The 23,216-nt window shown below is 67.1% G+C and carries 24 protein-coding genes and 1 pseudogene; 16 read left to right on the top strand and 9 right to left on the bottom strand.

Annotation, left to right across the window (positions count from 1 at the left end; genetic code table 11):
- Positions 1-74 precede the first annotated feature (74 nt).
- The 6 genes and pseudogenes from BLU62_RS19030 (at position 75) to BLU62_RS19005 (ending at position 5,433) form a co-directional block, all read left to right on the top strand.
- A pseudogene (locus BLU62_RS19030) lies at positions 75-862 on the top strand (2-keto-4-pentenoate hydratase).
- A gap of 50 nt (positions 863-912) precedes the next feature.
- Positions 913-1,818: an acetaldehyde dehydrogenase (acetylating) gene (locus tag BLU62_RS19025; protein WP_074851355.1), complete on the top strand. Its 906-nt coding sequence runs from the start codon at positions 913-915 to the stop codon at positions 1,816-1,818.
- A complete protein-coding gene (gene dmpG, locus BLU62_RS19020; protein ID WP_074851354.1) occupies positions 1,815-2,909 on the top strand; it encodes a 4-hydroxy-2-oxovalerate aldolase in 1,095 nt (364 codons plus the stop codon). The genes BLU62_RS19025 and dmpG overlap by 4 nt, the downstream gene beginning before the upstream one ends.
- On the top strand, positions 2,902-3,735 hold the full coding sequence (locus tag BLU62_RS19015; protein ID WP_074851351.1) for an SDR family NAD(P)-dependent oxidoreductase: 834 nt from the start codon (positions 2,902-2,904) through the stop codon (positions 3,733-3,735). Before dmpG ends, BLU62_RS19015 begins: the two co-directional genes overlap by 8 nt.
- A 322-nt stretch (positions 3,736-4,057) precedes the next feature.
- On the top strand, positions 4,058-4,930 hold the full coding sequence (locus BLU62_RS19010; protein WP_074851349.1) for an LLM class F420-dependent oxidoreductase: 873 nt from the start codon (positions 4,058-4,060) through the stop codon (positions 4,928-4,930).
- The gene (locus BLU62_RS19005; protein WP_074851347.1) at positions 4,927-5,433 is read left to right on the top strand and encodes a nuclear transport factor 2 family protein; all 507 of its coding nucleotides are present in this window, start codon (positions 4,927-4,929) and stop codon (positions 5,431-5,433) included. The genes BLU62_RS19010 and BLU62_RS19005 overlap by 4 nt, the downstream gene beginning before the upstream one ends.
- Before the next feature lie 5 nt (positions 5,434-5,438).
- Here BLU62_RS19005 and BLU62_RS19000 read toward each other — a convergent pair whose 3' ends face one another.
- Positions 5,439-6,356 (bottom strand): LysR family transcriptional regulator, encoded by a 918-nt coding sequence (locus tag BLU62_RS19000; RefSeq protein ID WP_084811836.1) that lies wholly within the window; start codon positions 6,354-6,356, stop codon positions 5,439-5,441.
- Between the two features lie 117 nt (positions 6,357-6,473).
- Here BLU62_RS19000 and BLU62_RS18995 point away from each other — a divergent pair, with 117 nt between their 5' ends.
- A complete protein-coding gene (locus tag BLU62_RS18995; RefSeq protein ID WP_074853020.1) occupies positions 6,474-7,562 on the top strand; it encodes a TDT family transporter in 1,089 nt (362 codons plus the stop codon).
- Between the two features lie 134 nt (positions 7,563-7,696).
- A complete protein-coding gene (locus BLU62_RS18990) occupies positions 7,697-7,924 on the top strand; it encodes a hypothetical protein (protein WP_074851344.1) in 228 nt (75 codons plus the stop codon).
- 47 nt (positions 7,925-7,971) lie between these two features.
- On the opposite strand, the gene BLU62_RS18985 is transcribed toward BLU62_RS18990, so the two are convergent.
- Complete coding sequence (locus BLU62_RS18985; RefSeq protein ID WP_074853019.1) at positions 7,972-8,766, bottom strand: VOC family protein; 795 nt, start codon at positions 8,764-8,766, stop codon at positions 7,972-7,974.
- Between the two features lie 487 nt (positions 8,767-9,253).
- On the opposite strand from BLU62_RS18985, the gene BLU62_RS18980 reads away from it, so the two are divergent.
- A complete protein-coding gene (locus BLU62_RS18980; RefSeq protein ID WP_074851342.1) occupies positions 9,254-9,820 on the top strand; it encodes a hypothetical protein in 567 nt (188 codons plus the stop codon).
- Here BLU62_RS18980 and BLU62_RS18975 read toward each other — a convergent pair.
- The 3 genes from BLU62_RS18975 to BLU62_RS18965 form a co-directional block, all read right to left on the bottom strand.
- Entirely contained in the window at positions 9,795-10,331 is a 537-nt protein-coding gene (locus BLU62_RS18975) for a C40 family peptidase (protein WP_074851340.1), read from the bottom strand. The two genes, BLU62_RS18980 and BLU62_RS18975, sit on opposite strands and share 26 nt — an antisense overlap.
- Positions 10,332-10,458: 127 nt before the next feature.
- Positions 10,459-10,854, bottom strand: a complete 396-nt coding sequence (locus tag BLU62_RS18970) for a hypothetical protein (RefSeq protein WP_074851338.1) — start codon at positions 10,852-10,854, stop codon at positions 10,459-10,461.
- A 2-nt stretch (positions 10,855-10,856) separates the two neighbouring features.
- Positions 10,857-12,077, bottom strand: coding sequence for a 3-ketosteroid-9-alpha-monooxygenase, oxygenase component (locus tag BLU62_RS18965; RefSeq protein WP_074851336.1), 1,221 nt, complete (start codon positions 12,075-12,077; stop codon positions 10,857-10,859).
- Between the two features lie 225 nt (positions 12,078-12,302).
- Between BLU62_RS18965 and hsaA the strand changes: the two genes are divergently transcribed.
- From hsaA to BLU62_RS18930, 7 genes are all read left to right on the top strand, one after another.
- On the top strand, positions 12,303-13,487 hold the full coding sequence (gene hsaA / locus BLU62_RS18960) for a 3-hydroxy-9,10-secoandrosta-1,3,5(10)-triene-9,17-dione monooxygenase oxygenase subunit (protein WP_074851334.1): 1,185 nt from the start codon (positions 12,303-12,305) through the stop codon (positions 13,485-13,487).
- Between the two features lie 87 nt (positions 13,488-13,574).
- The gene (gene hsaC / locus BLU62_RS18955) at positions 13,575-14,486 is read left to right on the top strand and encodes an iron-dependent extradiol dioxygenase HsaC (RefSeq protein WP_074851333.1); all 912 of its coding nucleotides are present in this window, start codon (positions 13,575-13,577) and stop codon (positions 14,484-14,486) included.
- A 1-nt stretch (position 14,487) separates the two neighbouring features.
- A complete protein-coding gene (gene hsaB / locus BLU62_RS18950) occupies positions 14,488-15,060 on the top strand; it encodes a 3-hydroxy-9,10-secoandrosta-1,3,5(10)-triene-9,17-dione monooxygenase reductase subunit (RefSeq protein ID WP_074851331.1) in 573 nt (190 codons plus the stop codon).
- Positions 15,057-16,253: a hypothetical protein gene (locus BLU62_RS18945; protein ID WP_074851329.1), complete on the top strand. Its 1,197-nt coding sequence runs from the start codon at positions 15,057-15,059 to the stop codon at positions 16,251-16,253. The genes hsaB and BLU62_RS18945 overlap by 4 nt, the downstream gene beginning before the upstream one ends.
- A complete protein-coding gene (locus BLU62_RS18940; RefSeq protein WP_074851325.1) occupies positions 16,250-17,041 on the top strand; it encodes an SDR family oxidoreductase in 792 nt (263 codons plus the stop codon). The genes BLU62_RS18945 and BLU62_RS18940 overlap by 4 nt, the downstream gene beginning before the upstream one ends.
- Positions 17,034-18,176, top strand: coding sequence for a sulfotransferase family protein (locus tag BLU62_RS18935; RefSeq protein ID WP_074851323.1), 1,143 nt, complete (start codon positions 17,034-17,036; stop codon positions 18,174-18,176). Before BLU62_RS18940 ends, BLU62_RS18935 begins: the two co-directional genes overlap by 8 nt.
- A 164-nt stretch (positions 18,177-18,340) precedes the next feature.
- Complete coding sequence (locus BLU62_RS18930) at positions 18,341-18,967, top strand: TMEM175 family protein (RefSeq protein WP_074853018.1); 627 nt, start codon at positions 18,341-18,343, stop codon at positions 18,965-18,967.
- Positions 18,968-18,973: 6 nt separating this feature from the next.
- Here the strand turns inward: BLU62_RS18930 and BLU62_RS18925 are convergent, their stop codons facing one another.
- The 4 genes from BLU62_RS18925 to BLU62_RS18910 are packed head-to-tail and all read right to left on the bottom strand — an operon-like array spanning position 18,974 to position 23,164.
- On the bottom strand, positions 18,974-20,095 hold the full coding sequence (locus BLU62_RS18925; RefSeq protein WP_074851321.1) for an acyl-CoA dehydrogenase family protein: 1,122 nt from the start codon (positions 20,093-20,095) through the stop codon (positions 18,974-18,976).
- Positions 20,092-21,060 carry an acyl-CoA dehydrogenase family protein gene (locus BLU62_RS18920; protein WP_074851320.1) on the bottom strand — a complete coding sequence of 323 codons (969 nt, stop codon included), beginning with the start codon at positions 21,058-21,060 and terminating at the stop codon, positions 20,092-20,094. The genes BLU62_RS18925 and BLU62_RS18920 overlap by 4 nt, the downstream gene beginning before the upstream one ends.
- Positions 21,061-21,066: 6 nt before the next feature.
- Positions 21,067-22,233, bottom strand: coding sequence for an acyl-CoA dehydrogenase family protein (locus BLU62_RS18915; protein ID WP_074851318.1), 1,167 nt, complete (start codon positions 22,231-22,233; stop codon positions 21,067-21,069).
- A 1-nt stretch (position 22,234) separates the two neighbouring features.
- The gene (locus BLU62_RS18910) at positions 22,235-23,164 is read right to left on the bottom strand and encodes an enoyl-CoA hydratase (protein WP_074851316.1); all 930 of its coding nucleotides are present in this window, start codon (positions 23,162-23,164) and stop codon (positions 22,235-22,237) included.
- Positions 23,165-23,216: the final 52 nt, after the last annotated feature.

Below are 23,216 nucleotides of genomic sequence, written 5' to 3'. Positions count from 1 at the left end.
TGCGCACGGGGCTCCTCCGAGACTGGAACATGTTCTAAACTAGAACAGGTTCACTTTCGGAAGGTGAGGACGAGATGGCGGTTGACCAGCAGGTTCGCGAGCAGATCGCGGCGCAGCTGTGGACGGCGGAAACGTCGGCGACGGCCATCGACCGTCCCACGGACTCACATCCCGACCTCGACGTGGTCGACGCCTACGAGATCCAGCTGATCAACATCCGCAAGCGGCTCGATGCCGGGGCGAAGGTCGCCGGGCACAAGGTCGGCCTGGCATCCGAGGCGATGCAGAAGATGATGGGCGTCGACGAGCCCGATTACGGCCACCTCCTCGACGAGATGCAGTACTTCGAGGAGACCCCCATCGACGCGAAGAAGCTGTGCTTCCCGCGTGTCGAGGTGGAGGTCGGGTTCATCCTGGGCGAGGACCTGCCCGGCGAGGGATGTACCAACGAGGACGTGATCGCGGCGGTCGAGTGGGTGGTCCCTCGATCGAACTCATCGACTCGCGGATCAAGGACTGGAAGATCACGCTGTGCGACACCATCGCCGACAACGCCTCGTCGTGCGGCTGGATTCTCGGGCAGCAGCGAGTGCCGATCAGCGAGATCGACACCGGGGACATCGACGCGGTGCTGCATCGTAATGGGGAGATCGTGGCGAAGGGCAATTCGTCTGCGGTGCTTGGACATCCGCTGAACGCGGTGTCGTGGCTGGCGCGCAAGGTCGACAGCTTCGGCGTCCGGCTCCGCAAGGGCGACATCATCCTGCCCGGCACGGCGACACGAGCCATCGACATCTCATCAGGTGATCACTTCGTGGCCGAGTTCGCCGGTCTCGGCTCGGTCACCCTGGATTTCACCTGACCGGTCTTCACCTGACAACCAACAGACTTCACGAGCATGAGGAGGTTCACGTGGCGGCAAAGCTGACCGCGGCGATCATCGGATCGGGCAACATCGGCACCGATCTGATGTACAAGCTGGAGCGTTCGGAGGTCATCGAACCTCGGTGGATGGTCGGCATCGACGCCGACTCCGAGGGTATGAAACGTGCCGCCGATCATGGGTTGATCACGATGAGCGGCGGGGCCGACGAGTTGCTGTCCTCGCAGGAGAAACCGGACTTCGTCTTCGAGGCGACATCGGCGTACGTGCACCGCGAGTACGCACCGAAGTACGAGGCCGCCGGTATCACCGCGGTGGACCTCACCCCGGCGGCCGTCGGACCCGCTGTGGTCCCGCCGGCCAACCTGCGCGAACACCTCGACGCCCCGAACACCAACATGATCACCTGCGGTGGGCAGGCGACGATCCCAATGGTGCATGCGGTTTCATCGGTCGTCCCGGTCCCGTACGCGGAGATCGTCGCATCGGTCGCCTCGGTGTCGGCCGGCCCGGGCACCCGCGCCAACATCGACGAGTTCACCCGGACCACCTCGGCCGGCGTGGAGACGATCGGCGGTGCGCAGCGCGGCAAGGCGATCATCATCCTCAACCCGGCCGACCCGCCGATGATCATGCGCGACACCATCTTCTGTGCGATCCCGGAGGATGCCGACACCGACGCCATCGCGGAATCGATCCACCGGCGCGAGAAGGAGATCCAGCAGTACGTTCCGGGTTACCGCCTGCTGCAGGATCCGCAGTTCGACCCGCCGAGCGTCCTGAACGGCGGCTTCGCGCGGGTGTCGATCTTCGTGGAGGTCGAGGGCGCGGGCGACTACCTGCCGCCGTACGCCGGAAACCTGGACATCATGACCGCCGCCGCGACCAAGGTCGGCGAGGAAATCGCAAAGCAGAAGTTGGGAGTTCCCGCATGAGCACCAATGTGGTCACCACACCGCGCGACCCGAAGCTGATGGCGAACGCGCGCAAGTTCTCCGACACCCTCGACATCCGCATCACCGATTCCTCGCTCCGTGACGGCAGCCACCACAAGCGGCACCAGTTCACCGAGGAGGAGGTGCGCGCGATCGTCGGCGGCCTCGACGACGCGGGCGTGCCGGTCATCGAGGTGACCCACGGCGACGGCCTCGGTGGCTCGTCGTTCAACTACGGGTTCTCCAAAACCCCTGAGCAACAGCTCATCAAGGCAGCGGCCGAGACCGCCAAGCGCGCCAAGATCGCCTTTCTGATGCTGCCCGGTCTGGGCACCAAGGACGACATCCGCGCCGCGCAGGACAACGGCGGCCAGATCTGCCGCATCGCCACCCACTGCACCGAGGCCGACGTCTCCATTCAGCACTTCGGTCTCGCCCGCGATCTCGGACTCGAGACCGTCGGCTTCCTGATGATGAGCCACAGCCAGCCGCCGGAGGTCATCGCCAAGCAGGCCCGCATCATGGCCGACGCCGGCTGCCAGTGCGTCTACGTCGTCGACTCCGCGGGTGCGCTCGTCCTCGAGGACGTCACCGTCCGCGTCGAGGCTCTGGTTGCCGAACTCGGCAACGACGCGCAGGTCGGGTTCCACGGCCACGAGAACCTCGACATCGCGGTTGCCAACTCGGTCAACGCGATTCGTGCGGGTGCCCAGCAGATCGACGGTTCCATCCGACGCTTCGGCGCCGGTGCGGGCAACACACCCACCGAGGCGTTCGTCGGTGTGTGCGACAAGCTCGGGATCACCACCGGCGTCGACTTCATGAAGATCGCCGACGTCGCACAAGACGTCGTGCGGCCGGCGATGCCGTCGGAATGCCTGGTCGACCGCTCGGCGATGATGATGGGCTACGCCGGTTGCTACAGCTCGTTCCTCAAGCACGCCGAAGGGCATGCCGAACGGTACGGCGTCTCGGCTGCCGAGATCCTGCTCGAGGCCGGCAGCCGCAAGTTGGTCGGCGGACAAGAGGACCAGCTGATCGACATCGCGCTGGAGCTGAAGAAGAAGCAGGACGCGAACGCCGGTGTCTGAGCATCCGGAGGGTTCCGGTTCCGGTTTCGACGCAACGAGATACGGGCCGTGGGCGGTGATCGCCGGCGGTTCGGAGGGTGTGGGTGCCTCGTTCGCCCACCAGCTCGCCGACGCCGGGATCAACGTCGTCCTGATCGCACGTAAGTCCGGACCGTTGGAGGAGACGGCCGACCAGGTCAGGGCTCGCGGCGCGCAGGCGCGGACCGTGTCGGTCGATCTCACCGATCCCTCGGCCATCGACGAGATCATCTCCGTCACCGAAGATCTCGATGTCGGCCTGCTCGTCTACAACGCCGGCGCCAACACCTACGGCAGCGCATTCGTGGAAGGCGACCTCGAGAAGTTCCAGGGCGTCATCGATCTCAACATCACCGCGCAGCTCGCGCTCGTGCATCACTTCGGTGCTCGGCTGAGCTCGCGGGGGAGCGGCGGTCTGCTGCTCGTCGGTTCGATGAGCGGTTACCTGGGCGGCAAACATCTCTCGATCTACGGTGCGGTGAAGGCCTTCGGCCGCGTGTTCGCCGAATCCCTCTGGCTCGAGCTGCGCGACCACGGCGTCGATGTCCTCGAACTCGTTCTGGGAGTGACCCGTACGCCCGCGATGGAACGGGCCGGGATGAATCTCGGTGGGCCGCTGAACGCGAGCGAACCCGACGACGTCGCCCGCGAGGGTCTCGAGCACCTCGCCGACGGTCCGATCTGGGTGGCCGGCGGCAATGCCCGTCGGGCAGAGAAGATCAACGGTCCCGACCGGCGCAAGCTCATCCTCGCCCAACACGAGGCGATGCTGAAACTGTTCCCCCAGAGGGCGTCTTCTGCTCGCTGAGGTGCGAGGAGCGCAAGCGACCGGCTCCCCGCTCCCTGAGGTGTGAGGAGCGCATGCGACCGGCTCCCCGCTCCCTGAGGTGTGAGGAGCGCATGCGACCGGCTCCCCGCTCCCTGAGGTGTGAGGAGCGCATGCGGCCGGCTCCCTGCTCCCTGAGGTGTGAGGAGCGCATGCGACGGCTCCCTGCTCCCTGAGGTGTGAGGAGCGCATGCGGCCGGCTCCCCGCTCCCTGAGGTGCGAGGAGCGCATGCGGCCGGCTCCCGGCTCCCTGAGGTGCGAGGAGCGCAAGCGACGAGCCTCGAAGGGCTGGTGAGATGACCACATGACGGATCACTATCGCCTCGGCGTCACCAGCCCCATCGTCACGCGCCTGCCCGGCGTCGCGGCCGAGTGGGAGGCGACCGCGGGCATCGCCGAACTCGCCGACATCGCCTCCGCGGCGGACGAACTGGGCTTCGAGTACCTCACCTGCAGCGAGCACGTCGCCGTGCCCACCGAGATCGCGGCACAGCGTGGCGGCACCTACTGGGACCCGCTGCCCACCTTCGGATTCCTCGCCGCGCGCACACGAGCGATTCGATTCCTCACGCAGGTACTCGTCCTCGGCTATCACCACCCCCTCGCCATCGCCAAACGCTACGGGACCCTCGACGCCATCAGCGCGGGACGCGTCACGCTCGGCGTCGGAGTCGGTTCCCTACGTGAGGAATTCGACCTCCTGGGCGTCGAGTTCGAAGGGCGGGGCGATCGCGCCGACGACGCCCTGCGCGCTCTTCGGGCGTCGCTGTCGGAATCCGAGCCGGAGTACGAAGGCGCCCACTATCGGTTCGCCGGATCGATCGTCGAACCGTGCGCGGTGCAGGAACGGCTCCCCATCTGGGTCGGCGGCCGGACTCCGCGCTCCCTCCGTCGCGCGGTGGAACTCGGCGACGGATGGGTTCCGTTCGGGCTGAGCCGCGCCCGACTCCGGGACATGCTCGATTCGGTCGAGGTCCCGGACGGCTTCGAGATCGTGCTCGGCGCCGGACCGCTCGATCCCGAGGATGCCGACCGCACGGCCGCCGAACTGGAGCGGACCCGGGCCGCCGGAGCGACGATCATCGGCGTGACGATTCGCGCGTCGTCGGCCGACCACTACATGAGCCAGCTGCGAGGACTCGCCGAAACAGCCGGTCTGAAAGGGCGAACACGATGACGATCGAACAGCGACTGGCGCAGCTCGAGGACACCGTCCGGCTCCTCGCCGACGAACGGGAGATCACCCGCCTCGTCACCGCCTACGGGCCGCTCGTGGACAGCGGCGACGCCGAAGCGGTCGCGGCGCTGTGGACACCTGACGGCACCTACGACGTCGACGGCCTCTTCATGCACGGCCGCGACGACATCGTCGCGATGGTCCGCTCCGACGCCCACCAGGGACTCATCGCCCGTGGATGCACGCACCTCCAGGGCGCGGTGCATGCGAATGTCCACGGCGACGAGGCCATCGCCGCGAGCCACTCACTCCTGGTGGTTGCCGGTGACAAGGGGTTCCGCGTGATCCGCGCGACCGCCCACCACTGGCGGTTCGTCCGGACCGATGCCGGCTGGAAGGTCGCCCGGCGCACCAGTCGCGCCCTCGACGGGAATCCCGACGCGCACCACTTGCTCAACGCCGGCGCGCACGGGACCGACATCGGCGACCGACGTCTACCCTGAGGCGTTCAGGACCGGCCGATGTGTGCCAGGAAGTCCCGCGCCGCACCGGCATTGGGCTGCGGACCCGACAGCCACACCGCGCGCAACGGGCGTTCGAGGTCGAGGTCGTCGATCGGGATACGAATCAGGCGCCGGTCGAGATCGTCGGCGACCGAAAGGTTGCTGAGCACCGCGGGACCTGCACCCGCGATGACCGCGGCGCGGACCGACGCCGTCGTCGACAGTTCCAGCACAGCTGCGGTGACCTCGCGGGACGGGCCCAGCGTCCGCGTCAGTGCGCGTTCGAAGAACTCGCGTGTGCCCGAACCCTCTTCGCGGGTCACCAATGCGGTGCCGGCGAGATCGGCGGCCACGATGCGGCGGCGGCTGCGCGTCCACGGATGATCGGGCGGCACGACGACGACCAGCTCGTCACGCGCGATCGTCCGGCTTCGAAGTCCGGGTGCCACCCGAGATCCCTCGACGAACCCTAGTTCGACCTCGCCGTCGCGCACGAGCGTGCAGACCTGATCGGAATTGGCGGCGGTGAACGACACCTTCGGGGCGGGGTCGTGTCGGACTGCGAACGACACGAGCCAGCGGGGGAGGAGATGCTCGGCGACGGTGAGACTCGCGGCCAGCCGCAGCTGATCCCGTCGTTCCAGGCGCAGCGCGGACAGCCCGGCATCGAATTCGCCCGCCAACGTGAGCAATCGGTCCGCCCACTCGGCGACGAGCCGGCCGGACTGAGTCGGAACCGATCCGCGCGGCGTTCGTGTCAGAAGTCCGACGCCGAGCTGGGTCTCCATCGCGCGGATACGCGCCGATACCGCCTGCTGGGTGACACCGAGCTCCGCCGCAGCAGCATTGAGACTGCCCGTGTCGACGACCGCCTGCAGGGTCTCCAACGACGCGAGGTCGGGCATTCGTGGACTGAGGACCATCGCCCGAGGGTACAACCGTCGTTGGTACCCCGGCTACAAATGATATTTGTACCCATCCAACGATTCGGCTCCTACCGGCCGCCGGGGATCCACGCGATCGTGGTGGACATGACCACGATGACCGTTCGTCCGACCGGAGTGCGCGTCCGTCCCGCCTACTTCCCGCCCAACTGGTTCGCGGCGGTGATGGGCACGGGGATCATCGCGATCGCCGCACACGGTCTGCCGTGGCAGCCGGCCGGTATGAGCGTTGTGGCCGTCGGGTTCTGGCTGCTGGCCTGCATCGTCTTCGTGAGCGTGGTCGCGGCCACGGCCGTCCACTGGATGGCCGACCCGGAAACTGCCCGCGGCCACCACGCCCACCACGTCGTCGCGCACTTCTACGGTGCGGTTCCGATGGCGATCATGACGGTGGGGACCAGCACTCTCGTGGTCGGCGCCGGGATCGTCGGCCGGGACCTGGCACTCGGCGTCGACGTCGTGTGCTGGATCGTCGGCACACTCGGTGGTGTGGTCACCGCGCTGGTCATCCCGTATCAGCACCTGATCGTCGGGCGCGCCCGCGTCGACGACGCGTTCGGTGGCTGGTTGATGCCGGTCGTACCGCCGATGGTGTCGGCGTCGGCCGCGGCGATCCTCTCGGGTCAGCTCGGTGCCGGATGGGCGCGCGACCTGGTTCTCGGCGTCGGGTGCGTGATGTTCGGTCTGGCGGTGCTCGCCGCGGCACCCATCCTGGTCGCGCTCGCGCGGCGATTCCGGACCGGGGAACACGGCGCCGCCCACATGATGCCCACCTGGTGGATCGTGCTGGGCCCTCTCGGCCAGTCGGTCACGGCGGCCTGCCTGCTCGCGCACGTGGTGCCGCACGCGGCGTCAGCGCCGGTCGCAGGTGCTGTGTACGAGTTCGCGGTCGCCTACGGGCTCGTCGTGTGGGCGGTCGCCACACTCTGGATCGGCGTCGCCGCCCGGATCACTCTCCGCACGGCGCGCGCGGGGATGCCGTTCGCGATGACCTGGTGGTCGTTCACCTTCCCGGTCGGTACCTACGTGACCGGCTCTTCCGCCCTGATGCTCACCCTGAGCTGGCCGGTGTTCGAGGTCGCGGCGATCGCCGGGTTCTCGGTGCTGGTGGCCGCCTGGCTCGTCGTCGCCGTCCGGACCGCCCGAGGCGTCGTCTCCGGCGAACTCCTCCGCCTGCCGGCATAGTCCCGCGATCCGGGCGCTGTGTTGGGAGGGCGGTTGACGGCTGCCGGGTACGACAGGATCATCGGAGACGCACCACCGGAAGGTCGCGCCCGGACACACCTGTGCCGAGCACCCAGCTACCGGAAGGAGTCCCCATGGCAGCCGCACAACCGTGGACCGAAGGAGAAGCGAACGACGCCGACGTCGTCGAGCAGACGATGCCGGCCGAGCCCGTCGACGAGGAGGCTCCCGCCGACTTCGAGTCCGAGTCCCGGTCCGAAGGGCCGGACATCGCCCTGGAAGCCAACGCCGCGGACGTCGTGGAACAAGCCACCGACATCGGCCCCGACGACTCCGACGAGTACCCGCCGGGCGATCGGTAGAGAACACACGCCCATGGCGCGCATGACTTCTACCGATCGCGGGGGTGTCACATCCCGGCCGGCGGGTGTCCCAAGCAGATCAGCGCGCCCATCGGGTCCTTGATCGCCGCGAGCGTCCCGTACGGGGTGTCCTCACCGGGCATCAGGATCTCACCGCCGAGGGATTCGACCTGCTTGACCGTCGCCGCCACGTCGTCGACGGTGATGTAGACCTGCCAGAACGACGGCACCTCCTCGGGAAACAGCTTGGCGGCGTCCATGATCCCGGCGTACGAGAGGTCGCCGTAGAAGATCTGCCCGTAGTGGTCGGGACCCACAGCGTCGGGGTCACCGCCGGTACCGACCTCTTCGATCCGCGCACCGAGCACGGTCCGGTAGAAGTCGAGCGACTTGGCGTAGTCCTTGGACTGGCACTCGAACCAGTACGGGGTTCCGTGGTCGCCGTACTCGGAGTAACCCTTGTGCTGGTTCGGCTGCCAGAAACCGATGACCGCGCCGGCGGGGTCGACCGCGACCATCATCGTGCCTTCCTCGCCGACCGCCATCGGCGGCACCATGATGCTGCCGCCGGCCGATTCGACCGCGTTGACGGTGGCGTTCGCGTCCTCGGCGTGCAGGTAGACCGACCAGATGTTCGGCGGTCCGGCCTCCTCCATCGCGGGGCTCAGGCCGGCGACCCGTTTCCCGTTCTTGGTGAAGTTCCGGTACCCGCCGAACTCCTCGTTGGGCTCCTCGACCTCCCACCCGAAGATCTCCCCGTAGAACTGCTCGGCCTTCCCCGTGTCGCTGCTCATGAGGTCGAACCAGATCGGAGCCCCCGACGGGGCTGCGTACTCGGCCATGTTCTCGTGTCCCTTCGTTGCCATGCGGAGTGTTGCTGAACGACTGAGGTGGAGACTCTCAGCGTCGCGCAAACTCATCGCTGCGACAGCGGGTTCGGTCGCCGACGGGAGATCGATACCGGGGCGTGATTTCGACACGGCTCCTCGCTGCGCTCGGTGCCGGCTCAATCACCGGGGGAACGGCTCCTCGCTGCGCTCGGTGCCGGCTCAATCAGCGGGGGAACGGCTCCTCTGCCGGCTCCTCGCCTACCCGATCAGCGGGTGGACACGGCTTTTCTGCCGGCCGAGTAGCGTCGACCGAGCGGAGCGAGGACGCCGCGTATCGAGGTCCGCTCGGTGCCGGCTCAATCAGCGGGTGGGGCACGGCTCTTCTGCCGGCCGAGTAGCGTCGACCGAGCGGAGCGAGGACGCCGCGTATCGAGGTCCGCTCGTCGCAGGCTCCTCGTCTACCCGATCAGCGGGGCGGGGGAGATGGCAACCTGGTGGCATGACGACAGAACCGGGCATCGTCGACAGACTTCGTGCACTGGTGTGGCCTGCCGCCCTCGTCGGTGGACTCCTCCTGGTGCTGTTGGCACAGGTGGAGTGGGGAAGCACCGACGAGGGCGTGCAACCGTCCATCACCGGCCTCGGACGGGTGACCGTCCCGGGGGCGAGCGATGAGGACGTGGCCTTCTTCTTCGAGGACAACACCGACCGGCCCGGTCTGAGCGTCGTGGTCCTCGGCGCGGTCATCGCGGTGGTCGCCGCGTTGGCGTGGTGGCGCATGCGTCTCCGTCCGGCGGCGATCGGGCTGATCGGCCTGGCCTCGATCATCGCCTTGGCCATCGGGATCCGGACGTTGAGCGATCCGGCCGCGCACCTGTTCTCGGACCGGGTCAGCGAGGCCCTCGACCTCGAACTCCCGACGATGCAACCCGGTTACGGGCTGATCGGCACGGTTGTCGTCGCGGTGCTGTTGCTCGTCGTCGTGGGGTTCGCGGTCGTGACCTCGGTGTGGCCCGGGCGGTCGGTAGACCCTGCCGAGGTCAGCCGAACCGACGAATCGTCTTAATCGGACCCATGTCCTTGACCTTCGTGAAGCCGATGGGTTTGCCGGTCGTGTAGGCGTTGAACAGGCGGCCGCCGCCGGCATAGATGCCGACGTGACCGGCGTCGCGGCCGAAGATGATGATGTCGCCGGGGGCCAGCGCGCTGAGCGGGATCGCATTGCCGACCCTCGCCTGCTGCTGGCTGGTCCGGGGCAGTTTGACGCCTGCGGTGTAGAAAGCCCACTGCATCAGACCGGAGCAGTCCCAGGAGTGCGGTCCGGTGCCACCCCACCGGTACGGCTTGCCGATCTGGGTCATTGCCGCGGCGAGGGCGGACAGACCGGTCGGGGTGGGTATGGGGAGGTAGATCGGCACCGAGCCCGTCGAGTCGCTGGAACCGGAGCTCGAACCGGCCGCGGCGGCGCGGCCGGCATCGGCAAAAGGAGAACCCACAAACGGCGCCGCGACGGACAAAGCGGCGGAAATGGCAACAGCGCGAGTGACCCGCGTACAGCGGGTTCGCAAATCGGACATGACGATCAGATTGGCCGACCGAATGGCCGCGTGTCGCCATTAGTTCTCGACGTGTGATGAAGGTGTGACCGTTGTGATGCGTGAGGCTAATGTCAATTAACGTTGCTGATAATGCTCAAATCGACACTCACCAATAACCGTCGGGATCGGTGGCCGGCGATTCCGCGGGAATGATTCCCTCGGCGACGCCGTGGTCGATGCTCGCCGACAATCGGACGCAGGTCGGCATCATCGCGCCCGGAAGCAGGGGTCCGTTTCCGTCCTCGCCGCCGGCACGCATCTGCTCGAGACCATGGCATCGGCGCCGGGCGTCGGCGTTCCACTGCACGCTCGTGTGGAACGAACTGGTCTTCTTGACCAGCACGCACGCGTGGCACGCGCGGCATTCGATCTCTCGCATGCCGCCCTGTAGGTAGTGCTCGCGGTCGCGCTGGGTCGACGCGTGGACCCGGGCCGCCCGGTCGGGATCGTCACCGAAGTCGGGCGCCTTGGCCCAGTGTGCGCGTGCGGCGGCCCGGGTCATCGTCAGACCTGCGCCTTCTCCGTCGAGTCCGCTGTGCCGTCGGCCGGTGCCTTCTCGGCCTCCTGGCGGCGGAGGTTCTCCTGGATCTCGGCGTTCCAGCTCTCCAGCGCCTTGGAGGTGTCGATCTCGTACTCGAAGCGGCCGGTCATCTCGTCGGTGACCTCGGCCTTGTCGACGTAGAACTGCTCGTACCAGCGTCGGAGCTGATACACCGGTCCGTCCTCTTCGACGAGGAGCGGATTGTCGATGCGGGTCTTGTTCTTCCAGATCTCGACGTCCTGCAGGAATCCGACCTCGACGCCCGAACTGATCTTGGTGGCCATCTTCGACGCCTGCTCGGCGGTGAGGCCGTCGGGAACCTTCGCCATCACGCCGTACATCAGGACGAACGAGTTCTCGTCGATCGGATAGTGGCAGTTGGTCAGAATGGTCTCGACCGCGAAACCGCCGTAATACTGGACCATCGGGTTCAGCATGTAGGACGGGCCGTAATAGGCGGCGATCGATTCGAGGCGACTGTCGCCGTAGTTGGTGCCCAGCGTGACGTCAGGGCGCCCATGCGAATTCATGTACTGCGCCGCGATCTCGCCTTCGAAGACATTCTTGAAGTAGTCGGGCAGGGCGAAATGCACATAGTAGAAATGCGCCATGTCGACGACGTTGTCGATGATCTCGCGGCAGTTGGAACCCTCGATGACGATGCGATTCCACGTCCAGGGCGTCCACTCCTCGGAGCCGACCTCGGCCAGTTCCGGGATGACACAGTCCTCCGGCGGCGGATTGCCCTCGGGGTCGTTGTAGACGAAGACCTGGCCGTTGCGGACCATCGACGGCCACGACCGGGTCTTGGCCAGCTTGGGGTTGCGCTTGGCGTACGGCACGCCTCCGCAGCGTCCGTTGCCCTTCCACAGCCAGCCGTGGAACGGGCAGGCGACGTTGTCGCCGGAGAGCTTGCCCTGGGAGAGGTCGCCGCCCATGTGGCGGCAGTAGGCGTCGAGGACGTTCAGTTCGCCCTTGGTGTCGATCCACACGACGAGCTTGGTGCCGAAGATCTGCACGGAGTGCGGTTTGCCGTCGTCGAACTCGCTTCGAAGTCCGAGGCAATGCCACCCGCGGGCGAACCGGGTGGGCGGCGCGCCGGTGTCGATCTCCCGGATGCCGACCTCGGCGTCGTCGGCCGAGCCGTGGCTGTTCGGGGTCATCGTGTCGGGTGCGGGTGACATATGCCCTCTCCTGTCTGTGACTGGTGTCGCATCGGAACTCTGCTCCCAATACTAGAACACGTTGCAAATCTTATGGGTGGATCGTCCTCTGGACAGGCGATCGGTGCTGTACATGGGCATAAAGTCCCGGTGCTCGACAGAAATGAGAACGTGTTCTAATCTCGAACTCGAAGAGTAAGCGGTCGGTGTGTCCGGCCGAGGGAGAGACAGGTAGGAGCAGGCGAGATGCCAGCACAACGGAGCGAAGCCGCCGAGCAGGTCCTGGAGAAGATCAACGCGCTGCTCCCAGAGATCGAACAGCGTGCGCAGGCCACCGAAGATCTGCGTCGAATCCCCGAGGAGACCGTGTCCAGCCTCGAGACGGCGGGCTTCTTCAGGCTGATGCAGCCGGAGCAGTGGGGTGGATACCAGGTCGATCCGGTCACCTTCTACGAGGCCGTACGACGCATCGCCTCGGCATGCGGGTCCACGGGTTGGGTGTCGGGCATCATCGGCATCCACAACTGGCATCTGGCTCTCTTCGACCAGCAGGCGCAGGAAGATGTCTGGGGCAAGGACACCAACGTGCGCATCTCGTCGTCGTACGCACCGATGGGCATGGGTGAGGTCGTCGACGGCGGCTACAAGGTCAACGGTTCGTGGGCCTGGTCGTCGGGCTGTGACACCGCCGACTGGGTGTTCGTCGGCGGTCCGGTCATCAAGAACGGCAAGCCGGTCGACTTCGTCAGCTTCCTGATCCCGCGCGAGGACTACACGATCAAGGACGTGTGGAACGTCGTCGGCCTGCGCGGCACCGGCTCCAACACCATCGAGGTCAAGGACGTCTTCGTGCCCCGCCACCGCATGCTGAGCATGCGCACCATGTCGATGGGACAGAGCCCGGGCCTCGAGCAGAACACCGCTCCGGTCTACAAGATGCCCTGGGGCACAATTCATCCCAGCACCATCGCGACGCCGATCGTCGGCATGGCCTACGGCGCCTACCATGCTCACGTCGAGCACCAGGGCAAGCGCGTCCGCGCCGCCTACGCGGGTGAGAAGGCCAAGGACGATCCGTTCGCCAAGGTCCGGATCGCCGAGGCCGCCAGCGACATCGACGCCGCCTGGCGTCAGCTGTCGGGCAACCTGCAGGCCGAGTACGACCTGATCCTCGCCGGCGAGGAGATCCCCATGGAACTGCGTCTGTCGGCCCGTCGCGACCAGGTGCGCGCCACCGGTCGTGCGATCTCCGCCATCGACCGTCTCTTCGAGAACTCGGGCGCCCATGCGCTGGAGAACGGGACCCCGATCCAGCGGTTCTGGCGCGACGCCCACGCCGGCCGCGTCCACGCCGCCAACGATCCGGAACGTGCCTACGTCGCGTACGGCAACGGCGAGTTCGGGATTCCCATCGGCGACACGATGGTGTGAGCGCCCCCAACCGCTCCCTGAGGAGCCCGGAGCTTGCGGAGGGCGTCACGAAGGGCGCTCGATGCACAACGACAAGGAGTCGAGGAAATGAGTGACAGTCCGATCCGCTCATTGGGATACATGAGGATCGAGGCCACCGACATCGAGGCGTGGCGCACCTACGGTCTCAAGGTCCTCGGCATGATCGAGGGCTCCGGACTCACCGAGGGTGCGCTCTACCTGCGGATGGACGATTTCCCCGCCCGCCTGGTCATCGTGCCGTCGGAGCACGACCGATTGGCCTGTGCGGGCTGGGAGGTAGCGAATGCCGCTGCCCTGCAGGAGGTTCGTGACAGCCTGGCGGCCGCGCACGTGGTCTTCCGCGAGGGCAAGGACGAAGAGCTCGCCGACCGTCGCGTCGCCGAGATGATCGTCTTCGACGATCCCGCGGGCAACACTCTCGAGGTGTTCCACGGGGCCGCGCTCGAGCATCGTCGCATCGTCAGCCCGTACGGCCACCGCTTCGTCACCGAGGAGCAGGGGCTCGGACACGTCGTGCTCACCTGCTCCGACGACAAGGCCGCGCTCGAATTCTACCGGGATGTCCTCGGATTCAAACTCCGCGACTCGATGCGCCTGCCCCCGCAGGTCGTCGGACGCGAAGAGGGCGACGAGGTCCCGTGGCTGCGATTCCTCGGCTGCAACCCGCGTCACCATTCGCTGGCGTTCCTGCCGATCCCCAACAGCACGGGCATCGTCCACTTGATGGTGGAGGTCGAGAACTCCGACGACGTCGGGCTGTGTCTCGACCGTGCGTTGCGCAAGAAGGTGCCGATGTCGGCGACCCTCGGCCGGCACGTCAACGACCTGATGCTCTCCTTCTACATGAAGACGCCCGGCGGCTTCGACGTCGAGTTCGGTTGTGAGGGACGAACGGTCAAGGACGACGAGTGGATCGCCCGTGAGAGCACCGCGGTCAGTCTGTGGGGGCATGACTTCAGCGTCGGGTTCAAGAACTGACATGGCCCAGACGCCATACGGGTCGGCGGAGTTCGACTCCCGGCAGTTCCGTACCGCGATGGGGCAGTTCTGCACGGGCGTCACGGTCATCACGACCCTCGACGACGACGGGAAACCCGTCGGGTTCGCGTGCCAGTCCTTCGCCGCGCTCTCCCTCGACCCGCCACTCGTCCTGTTCTGCCCGATGAAGACCTCCCGGAGCTGGAAGGTCATCGAACGGACCGGCAAGTTCTGCGTCAACGTCCTGTCCAACCGGCAGCAGGACGTGAGCGCGGCCTTCGGTGCGCCCGGTGACGACAAGTTCGCCAACATCACCTGGGACCCGTCGCCGGCCGGTCTGCCGGTCATCCGCCACGGGCTGACCTGGGTCGAATGCGACGTCGAGCGGGTGACCGACGGCGGCGACCACCACATCGTCATCGGTCGGGCACTCACACTCGGAGAGGTGTTGCAGGACAAGCCGTTGCTCTTCTACCGCGGCGGCTATCTGTCGACGGAGCACCCGCGGGTGACGCCGGCGCAGGCCGAACTCGAGAACTTCCTCACCTGGACGGGCGGAGACACCTGGCTATGAGCTCGCAAGAGATCGCGGTACCGAAGGACATCACCAAGCCCCTCACCGATGCGATCGCCGAGGCCGAGAGACTGGTCGCCTCAGCCGAGTTCGCGGAGACCGAGCAGGATCTCGCCGAGGGTTACGACTATCTCGCGGGCAGCATCGCCGCGATCATCCAGCTGGTCCGCGGCCGGTCGCTGTCGCATCCGAATTTCGTGACCTCGACCGGGCCGTCGACCAAGATGGGCCTGGACAACCCGGACACGCTCTACTATCACGCGGACGTCGAACCGACCGGAACCTATGTGGTCCGCGGACGGCGCGGCACCACAACGGATCTCAGCTTCCAGGTGCTGCGGGGCGACTACACGCCGTCCGCCGTGCCCGGCGGCGAGGACGCCTTCGACGACCGTCGCCTCACCATCGCCGACGACGGGACGTTCGAGCTGACCTTCGGCCCGGCGATCCCGGACCCGCCCGAGAACTACTTCGCCCTCGGTGAAGGGGCGTCGATGCTGGCGGTCCGGGAGGTGTACTCGGACTGGACCGAACGCAAGGGCTCGATCACGATCGAACGCGTCGACACCGTCGGGACCGCACCGGAGGAAGCCGACCTCGCCCGTGTCGCACGCCGATACGCGACCGCGGGCAAGATGCTGACCGCACGCATCAACACCTGGTTCAACTTTCCCAAGTGGTTCTACCTCGACGAACCGGTCAACACCTTCACCCCGCCCCGCCAGACCCCGGGCGGGTTGAGCACCCAGTTCTCCTCGGTGGGCCACTACCGGTTGGGTCCCGACGAGGCGATGGTCATCACCATCCCGAAATCCGATGCGCCCTATCAGGGATTCCAGCTCGGGAGTATGTGGTACATCTCGCTCGACTACGTGAACCACCAGACCAGCCTGAATTCGGCCCAGGCGCAGGTGGACCCGGACGGCATGATCCGGATGGTCGTGTCCCACCGCGATCCCGGGGTCGCCAACTGGATCGAGACGACCGGCCGGCAGCAGGGCATCCTCCAGTTCCGCTGGCAGCGAAGCGATTCGCCGATCGGTCCGGAACTCGGTCCGACGGCGACGGTCGTCGGCATCGACGACGTGGCCGCGCACCTCCCGCACCTCGCACACAACAAGATCGACGACGCCGGCTGGTCCGAACGGATCGCAGCGCGGCAGCGCGCCTTCGCCGAGAGGATGCTGGGATGACAGTGGGATCAGGACTCCTCGACGACAAGGTGGTCGTCGTCTCGGGTGTGGGTCCCGGGTTGGGGCGCTCGATCTGCCTTCGCGCGGCCGCCGAGGGCGCTCGGGTGGTCCTCGCCGCCCGAACCGAGTCACGGCTGAAAGAGGTTGCCGCGGAGATCGATGCCGCCGGTGGGACGAGCCTCGTCGTACCGACCGACATCACCGACGACGCCGCCGTCGACAACCTGGTGTCCACCACGCTCGCCGAGTTCGGGCGGGCCGACGTCCTGGTCAACAACGCTTTCGCGCTGCCGTCGATGAAGCCGCTGGGCCGCACCGATTTCGACCAGATCACGAACAGCATCGAGGTCACCGTGGTCGGGACGCTGCGGGTCATCAAGTCGTTCACCGATGCGCTCGCCGACGCTGACGGCTCCGTCGTCAACATCAACTCGATGGTCATCCGGCACTCCGAGCCGCGGTACGGCAGCTACAAGATCGCCAAGTCGGCGCTGCTCGCGATGTCGCAGACCCTGGCGTCGGAGCTGGGGGAGCGGGGCATCCGCATCAATTCCGTGGCACCGGGCCACATCTGGGACGACCAGCTGAAGTGGTACTTCGGCGAGGTCGCCAAGAAGTACGGGATCACGCCGGAGCAGGTGTACGAGCAGACCGCGTCGAAGTCCGATCTCAAACGCCTACCGGAGCCGGACGAGATCGCCGACGCGGTGGTCTTTCTCGCCTCGCCGATGGCCCGGGCGATCACCGGGCACACCCTGGACGTGAATTGCGGTGAATACCATGACTAGTGCGGCGCGGACCGACGTCGGGACGATCGAGGACCTGCATGCCTCGGCCACTCGTGCGACAGGTTTCGACGACTTCGGCGACACCGAGTACCTCGAGCCGCTGGGAATCTTGCTCGACTCCTACCGTTCCGAAGCCGGGCTGACCGAGCTGGGCAGCAAGATGTTCCGGTTCTTCCTCAAGGGAGCGCTGGTCGCACGACTGCTGAGCGAGGCGTCGTGGAAGGCGAACCCGGGACACGCCGACGTCGAGATCACCAGGCCGATCTTCGTGACCGGCCTGCCCCGCACGGGAACGACCGCGCTGCATCGGCTTCTGGCCGCCGATCCGGCTCATCAGGGTCTCGAGATGTGGCTGGCGGAGTTCCCGCAGCCGCGACCACCCCGCGACACCTGGGCCGACAACCCGGTGTACCAGCAGATCCAGGCCGGCTTCGAGCAGCACCACGTCGAGAACCCGGAGTTCATGGGTCTGCACTACATGGACGCCGGCGAGGTCGAGGAATGCTGGCAGCTGTTGCGGCAGAGCGTTACGTCGATCTCCTACGAATCGCTCGCCCACATCCCGACCTACTCGCGGTGGCTCGCCCAGCAGGACTGGACGCCCGCGTACCTGCGGCACCGCAAGAACCTGCAGCTGATCGGCCTCAACGATCCGGGCAAGCGGTGGGTGCTCAAGAACCCGAGCCACCTGTTCGCGCTCGATGCCCTGATGGCCGCCTATCCGGATGCGCTGGTGATCCAGACGCATCGCGCGCCGTCGACGATCATCGCGTCGATGTGCAGCCTCGCCGAGCACGCCACCCCTGGCTGGTCGACGACCTTCACCGGCGACCAGATCGGACAGGACCAGCTGGAGCTGTGGTCCCGCGGGCTTCGTGAGTTCTCGCGCGCCCGCGAGAAGTACGACCCCGCACAGTTCCTCGACATCGACTTCGCCGACCTCCGCTCGGACCCGATGGGCACCGTCGAGCGCGTCTACACGGCCCTCGACACCCCCATGTCCGACGCGGCGCGCGCTGCGGTGACGGTACTCGACGAGGAGAGCCGGTCCGGCGCGCGGAAACCGCAGCACCGCTACCAGCTCGCCGACTACGGGCTCGACGAGGCGATGGTGGAGGCGGCGTTCGGCGAGTAGCTCGCCTTCCCGCGGGCGTGTTTCCTTCCCGCCCGCGTGTCTCCCTGCCGCTGGTCAGATCCAATAAGCGGAAAGGAAGTCGCCACGCGGGAACGTCGCCCGACACGGTGCCGTCGTCCACGATTGGCACGCGCGGGTGACGGACCCGTTCTACCATGCGATTCATGGCAGAACCCGCGAATCGGCGCTCGGAGGAGGGGCTGAGCCGGTTGATCGCGTTCGCGGACGCGGTCGTGGCAATCGCGCTGACGCTGCTGGTGCTTCCTCTGGTCGACATCGCGAACGATCTCCGTGAGGAGTCCTCGGTCGCCGAGGTGGTGTCCGACCACTCGCTCGAGCTGACCAGCTTCGTCGTGAGTTTCGTGGTCATCTGGGTTCTCTGGCGGCAACACCACCAGACGATGGAGTACTTCCGTTCGTACGACTCGGTTCTGATCAACCTCAACTTCGTCTGGTTGCTGACCATCGTGGTGCTGCCGTTCGCCACGGCGATGGTCGACGACAGCCGGGTGAAGTGGGCCAACGTCCTCTACATCGGTGTGCTCGCGTTGTCGGTGGCCTCGCTCGTCGGGATCGCGCAGTGGGGACAGCGGCATCGGGACCTGCTGGTCGACGACGACGCCACCGATCGCTGGACGAAGTCGTCGGGTGGCTGGGGAACCCTGCTGGCCCTGGCGGTCGCCCTGATCATCGCGTTGATCTACCCGAAGAGCGGGAACTGGCCGCTCCTGTTGCTGCTCTTCACCGACCCCATCGAGCGGCTCATCACGCGCCTGCGCAACCCCGGGTGAGCTCTGTCATCGCAGGCGCGCTGCGGCCTCGGCGACCGCGAGATGCGGGGCGCCCAGCAACTGCGACGAGGCCTGTGCGCGTTTGAAGTAGAGCTGGATGTCGTGCTCCCACGTGATGCCGATACCGCCGTGCAGCTGGATGGCCTCGCCGGCGATGGAACGGTAGGCATCAGAGCAGTACACGTGGGCGGCGAGTGCGAGCTCGGCCGCCTCGGGATCGTCGACGGCGACCGCGGCGACGGCCGCACGCGAGATCGAACGTGCGGTCTCGACGAGCACGTACATGTCGGCCATACGGTGCTTGAGTGCCTGGAACGAACCGATCGTGCGCCCGAACTGCTTGCGGGACTTGGTGTACTCGACGGTGAGGTCGAGTGCGCGCTGTGCGCCGCCCACCTGCTCGGCGGAGAGCAGGGCCCAGCCGAGGGTCCGCAGGCGTGCGGCCAGGTCGGCCGGCGCGGGGATCGCGGTCGAGGCGACCTCGTCGAACCGCACCGAGGCCAACGCGCGCGTCGGATCGAGGAGTGGCAACGGCGACACCGTGACACCGGCCGCATCGGCCGCCACGGAATGCAGCGTGACGTGTTCGCCCGGCCCCGACGCCAGCACGAGGAGAGTGTCGGCGGATTCGGCGTCGATGACGAAGTGTGCGGTGCCCGACAACAATCCGGCGTCGGCCTGTACGCCCGGGGTGTCCCATCCGCGTTCGCCGGCCCAGCACAGGGCGGCCGTCTGCTCACCGGATGCGAGGGCGGGAAGAAGTTGCGAGGCGACCTCGTCGTCCTGCGCGAACAGGATCGCCCCGGTTGCCAGCACCGACGACCCGAAGGCGGGTACCGGAATCAGAGCCGCGCCGAGTTCCTCGAGCACGGCCGCGAGTTCGGCCCACGACGCCCCGGCGCCGCCGTCGTCCTCCGGGATGGGAAGTGCAGCCACCCCGATCTCGGTGCACAGTGTCTGCCACAGACCCTCGTCGATGCGTCCGGTCGAGGACATCGCGGTCCGGACCGAGGCCGAGTCGCCGCGGCGCCGGAGCAGGTCCCGCACGGCCTCGGCGAGGGCTTCGCGCTCCTCGGTGGAGATGGTGAACGCATCGGACGAGAGCGTCGCGGTTCCGGTGTCGTTCACAGGGTCTCCAGGATGCGTCGACGATGGACTGCGGGCGAACCCCAGGCGGACAGGAGCGCGCGCGTCTTGGTGATGTACAGCGAGATGTCGTGTTCGGCGGTGTATCCGATCGCGCCGAGCACCTGCAGGGAGCGTCGCGCCGACAGATGGGCGGCATCGGCAGCCGCGACCTTGGCCGCCGACACATCCCGCGACACATTCGTGTTCTCGGGTACCTGACCGTCGATGCCCAGTGCTGCGCCGTGAACCAGGGGACGGGCCATCTCGAGGGCGATGGCCACATCGGCCAGATGGTGCTTGACCGCCTGGAAGGAGCCGATGGGCCGGCCGAACTGCTTGCGGGACTGCGCGTATTCGCTGGCGAGCGTGAGCATCGCCTGGCCGAGTCCGAGGAGTTCGGCGGCGGTGGCCAGTGCTCCCGCGTCGACCGCGTCGGACGGGTCGATCCCGGACGCCAGGGTCTTGTCCGGTGCCACCCGCGACAGGGTGCGGGTGGTGTCCACGGACGGATCGGTACTCAGCACGGTGGCCGTCGACAGGACACCGTCTTCGACGATGTAGACGTCGGCGGACTCGGCGTCGGGCGCGAGTGGCTGCAACGGGGCGATGGCGCAGGTCGCCAGCCGTCCCTCGGCGAGATCCTGGAGGGGGCCGGTCACGTCCGCGTCGCGCAGCAGGATCGGCAGGACGGCAACGCTTTCCACGATCGGTCCGGGAGCGCAGTGGCGTCCGAGCTGCTCCACCGCGACGACCATCTCGACGGCGCCGGCACTGCTGCCGCCGTGCGATTCGTCGATGAGCAGGCCGCTGATCCCGGCGTCGGCGAGCTGTGAGTAGACCTTGGTGACCGCCCTGCGGTCACCGGCCGCCCAGGCGCGCGCAGCGGCGGGCATGTCGGCCTTGCCGAGCATGGCGTCGACGGTGGCGGCCAGGTCGGTGTGGATGTCGGAGAGTTGGAAGTCCATGAGGTATCAGCGATCTCCGCGAGGAAGGCCGAGGAGTCGCTCGGCGATGACATTGCGTTGGATCTCGTTGGTGCCGGCATAGATCGGGCCGGACAGGGAGAACAGATAACCGTCCATCCAGGCGTCGTCGAGTTCGGCGTCCGGTCCCTGCAGATCGAGTGCGGTCTCGTGGGCGGCGATGTCCCACTGCGACCAGAACACCTTGTTGATCGAGGACTCCATGCCGAGTTGTCCGCCGGCGGCGAGGCGACTCACGGTCTGCCAGGTGGACAACTCGTAGGCCCGGGAGCCGATCCAGGCGTCGGCGACGCGAGCGTCGGTGTTGGCCGTCGAGGGCACCTCGTCGCGATTCGACCGCCACAGTTCGACGAGCCGGTCGGTGGTGGCGAGGAAGCGGCCCGGCGCGCGGAGGGAGAGTCCACGCTCGTTGGCCGCGGTGCTCATCGCCACCCGCCAGCCGTTGTCGACCTCGCCGATGACCCCGGAATCTCTGGGATTCGCCGGGTCGTCGGGGACGAAGACGTTCTCCAGGAACAGTTCTGCGAAACCGGCTTCTCCGTCGAGCTGTGCGATCGGGCGGACGGTGACGCCCTCGGCGCGCAGATCGAACATGAAGTAGGTGAGGCCCTTGTGCCGCTGGGCCTCCTTGTCGGTGCGGAACAGGCCGAAGGCGCGGTCGGCGAAACTCGACCGTGAACTCCAGGTCTTCTGTCCGTTGAGCAGCCAGCCGCCGTCGGTGCGCACGGCCGTCGAACGGAGCGAGGCGAGGTCGCTGCCCGCCTCCGGTTCGCTCCACGCCTGGCCCCAGATGTCGTCGGCGCGGGCCATCCTCGGCATTATGCGTTCCAGCTGAGCGGGACTCGCGTGCTCGAAGAGTGTCGGGGCGAGCAGGAAGATGCCGTTCTGGCTGACCCGTCCCGGCGCACCCGACCGGTAGTACTCCTCCTCGAAGATCACCCAGTGGAGGAGGGGCGCGTCTCGGCCGCCGTGTTCCTCGGGCCAGCTGACGACCGACATGCGATCGGCGGCCATCGTGCGTTCCCATTCGCGGTGGGCCTCGAACCCCTCCGCGGTGTCCATGGACGGAAGCGGCTCGCGCGGTACGTGTTCGGCCAGCCAGTCGCGGATCTCGGCCCGGAACCGCTGTGCCGCATCGTCGAAGAGGAGGTCCATGTCAGCTACCCGATCCCGAACCGGTGTTGACCGTCGATCCCGCGGCCTTCATCGACTTGGCGTCCATCCCGCCGAGCGAATCGCCGCCGGACGCCTCGGCATTGGCCGAGTGGGCGAAGTGGTGCCATCCGAAGACCGAGTCCATCGAATTGCGCAGTCCCATCTGGTCCTCGCAGATGTTGACGGCCTTCTTGCTGAGGAACAGCCCCTGCATGGGCATCGCGACCGCCTTCTCGGCGATCTCGTTCACCTTGGTCTCGAGCTGCTCTCGCGGCACGACGTGGTTGACCATGCCCCAGTCGGCGGCCTGCGTGGCGGTGAAACGCTCACCGGTGAACAGGATCTCCTTGGCGCGGCGGGTGCCGAGGGCGTATGCGTGCGCGAAGTACTCGACGCCGGGGATGCCCATGCGTGCCACCGGGTCGGAGAAGAACGCGTCGTCGGAGGCGATGATGAAGTCGCAGATCCAGGCCAGCATCAGACCGCCGGCGATGCACGCACCGTGGACCTGGGCGATGAGCGGCTTGGGGATGTCGCGCCAGCGGCGGCACATCCCCATGTACACCTCCATCTCGCGGGCGAGACGCTGATCGGCGCCGGTCTTGTCGGTGTGATCCCAGTGCAGGACGGCGGCGTTCTCGTAGTAGGTGTCGAAGTCGCGCTCCGGGGTGCCGATGTCGTGTCCGGCGGAGAAGTGCTTGCCGTTGGCGCGCAGGACGATGACCTTCACGGAGGCGTCCTCGACGGCCTTCCGGAAGGCGGCGTCGAGCGAGTAGGTCATCACCGAGTTCTGGGCATTCCGGAACTCGGGGCGGTTCAGCGTCACGTACGCGACAGCACCATCGGGCCCGCCGACCTCATAGGCGACCGGAGTGGTGTCCGGGCCGAGATCGTCGGGTCCGAGTACGGGCGGGATGGCGGCATCACTCATGCCAACGAGCGTAACCTAGCAAGTGCTTGGTTGGTAGTCGTGCCTCCGGTGA

The sequence above is a fragment of the Gordonia westfalica genome (assembly GCF_900105725.1).
In the GTDB taxonomy this organism is placed as follows: Bacteria; Actinomycetota; Actinomycetes; order Mycobacteriales; family Mycobacteriaceae; genus Gordonia; species Gordonia westfalica.
This window is presented reverse-complemented; position numbering and strand designations above follow the sequence as displayed.

Excerpts from the sequence above, each read along its gene's own strand:
- dmpG (WP_074851354.1), top strand. The coding sequence starts at position 1,815 with ATGAGCACCAATGTGGTCACCACACCGCGCGACCCGAAGCTGATGGCG.
- BLU62_RS19010 (WP_074851349.1), top strand. The coding sequence starts at position 4,058 with ATGACGGATCACTATCGCCTCGGCGTCACCAGCCCCATCGTCACGCGC.
- BLU62_RS19005 (WP_074851347.1), top strand. The coding sequence starts at position 4,927 with ATGACGATCGAACAGCGACTGGCGCAGCTCGAGGACACCGTCCGGCTC.
- BLU62_RS19000 (WP_084811836.1), bottom strand. The coding sequence starts at position 6,356 with ATGGTCCTCAGTCCACGAATGCCCGACCTCGCGTCGTTGGAGACCCTG.
- BLU62_RS18995 (WP_074853020.1), top strand. The coding sequence starts at position 6,474 with ATGACCGTTCGTCCGACCGGAGTGCGCGTCCGTCCCGCCTACTTCCCG.
- BLU62_RS18990 (WP_074851344.1), top strand. The coding sequence starts at position 7,697 with ATGGCAGCCGCACAACCGTGGACCGAAGGAGAAGCGAACGACGCCGAC.
- BLU62_RS18985 (WP_074853019.1), bottom strand. The coding sequence starts at position 8,766 with ATGGCCGAGTACGCAGCCCCGTCGGGGGCTCCGATCTGGTTCGACCTC.
- BLU62_RS18980 (WP_074851342.1), top strand. The coding sequence starts at position 9,254 with ATGACGACAGAACCGGGCATCGTCGACAGACTTCGTGCACTGGTGTGG.
- BLU62_RS18975 (WP_074851340.1), bottom strand. The coding sequence starts at position 10,331 with ATGTCCGATTTGCGAACCCGCTGTACGCGGGTCACTCGCGCTGTTGCC.
- BLU62_RS18970 (WP_074851338.1), bottom strand. The coding sequence starts at position 10,854 with ATGACCCGGGCCGCCGCACGCGCACACTGGGCCAAGGCGCCCGACTTC.
- BLU62_RS18965 (WP_074851336.1), bottom strand. The coding sequence starts at position 12,077 with ATGTCACCCGCACCCGACACGATGACCCCGAACAGCCACGGCTCGGCC.
- hsaA (WP_074851334.1), top strand. The coding sequence starts at position 12,303 with ATGCCAGCACAACGGAGCGAAGCCGCCGAGCAGGTCCTGGAGAAGATC.
- hsaC (WP_074851333.1), top strand. The coding sequence starts at position 13,575 with ATGAGTGACAGTCCGATCCGCTCATTGGGATACATGAGGATCGAGGCC.
- hsaB (WP_074851331.1), top strand. The coding sequence starts at position 14,488 with ATGGCCCAGACGCCATACGGGTCGGCGGAGTTCGACTCCCGGCAGTTC.
- BLU62_RS18945 (WP_074851329.1), top strand. The coding sequence starts at position 15,057 with ATGAGCTCGCAAGAGATCGCGGTACCGAAGGACATCACCAAGCCCCTC.
- BLU62_RS18940 (WP_074851325.1), top strand. The coding sequence starts at position 16,250 with ATGACAGTGGGATCAGGACTCCTCGACGACAAGGTGGTCGTCGTCTCG.
- BLU62_RS18935 (WP_074851323.1), top strand. The coding sequence starts at position 17,034 with ATGACTAGTGCGGCGCGGACCGACGTCGGGACGATCGAGGACCTGCAT.
- BLU62_RS18930 (WP_074853018.1), top strand. The coding sequence starts at position 18,341 with ATGGCAGAACCCGCGAATCGGCGCTCGGAGGAGGGGCTGAGCCGGTTG.
- BLU62_RS18920 (WP_074851320.1), bottom strand. The coding sequence starts at position 21,060 with ATGGACTTCCAACTCTCCGACATCCACACCGACCTGGCCGCCACCGTC.
- BLU62_RS18915 (WP_074851318.1), bottom strand. The coding sequence starts at position 22,233 with ATGGACCTCCTCTTCGACGATGCGGCACAGCGGTTCCGGGCCGAGATC.
- BLU62_RS18910 (WP_074851316.1), bottom strand. The coding sequence starts at position 23,164 with ATGAGTGATGCCGCCATCCCGCCCGTACTCGGACCCGACGATCTCGGC.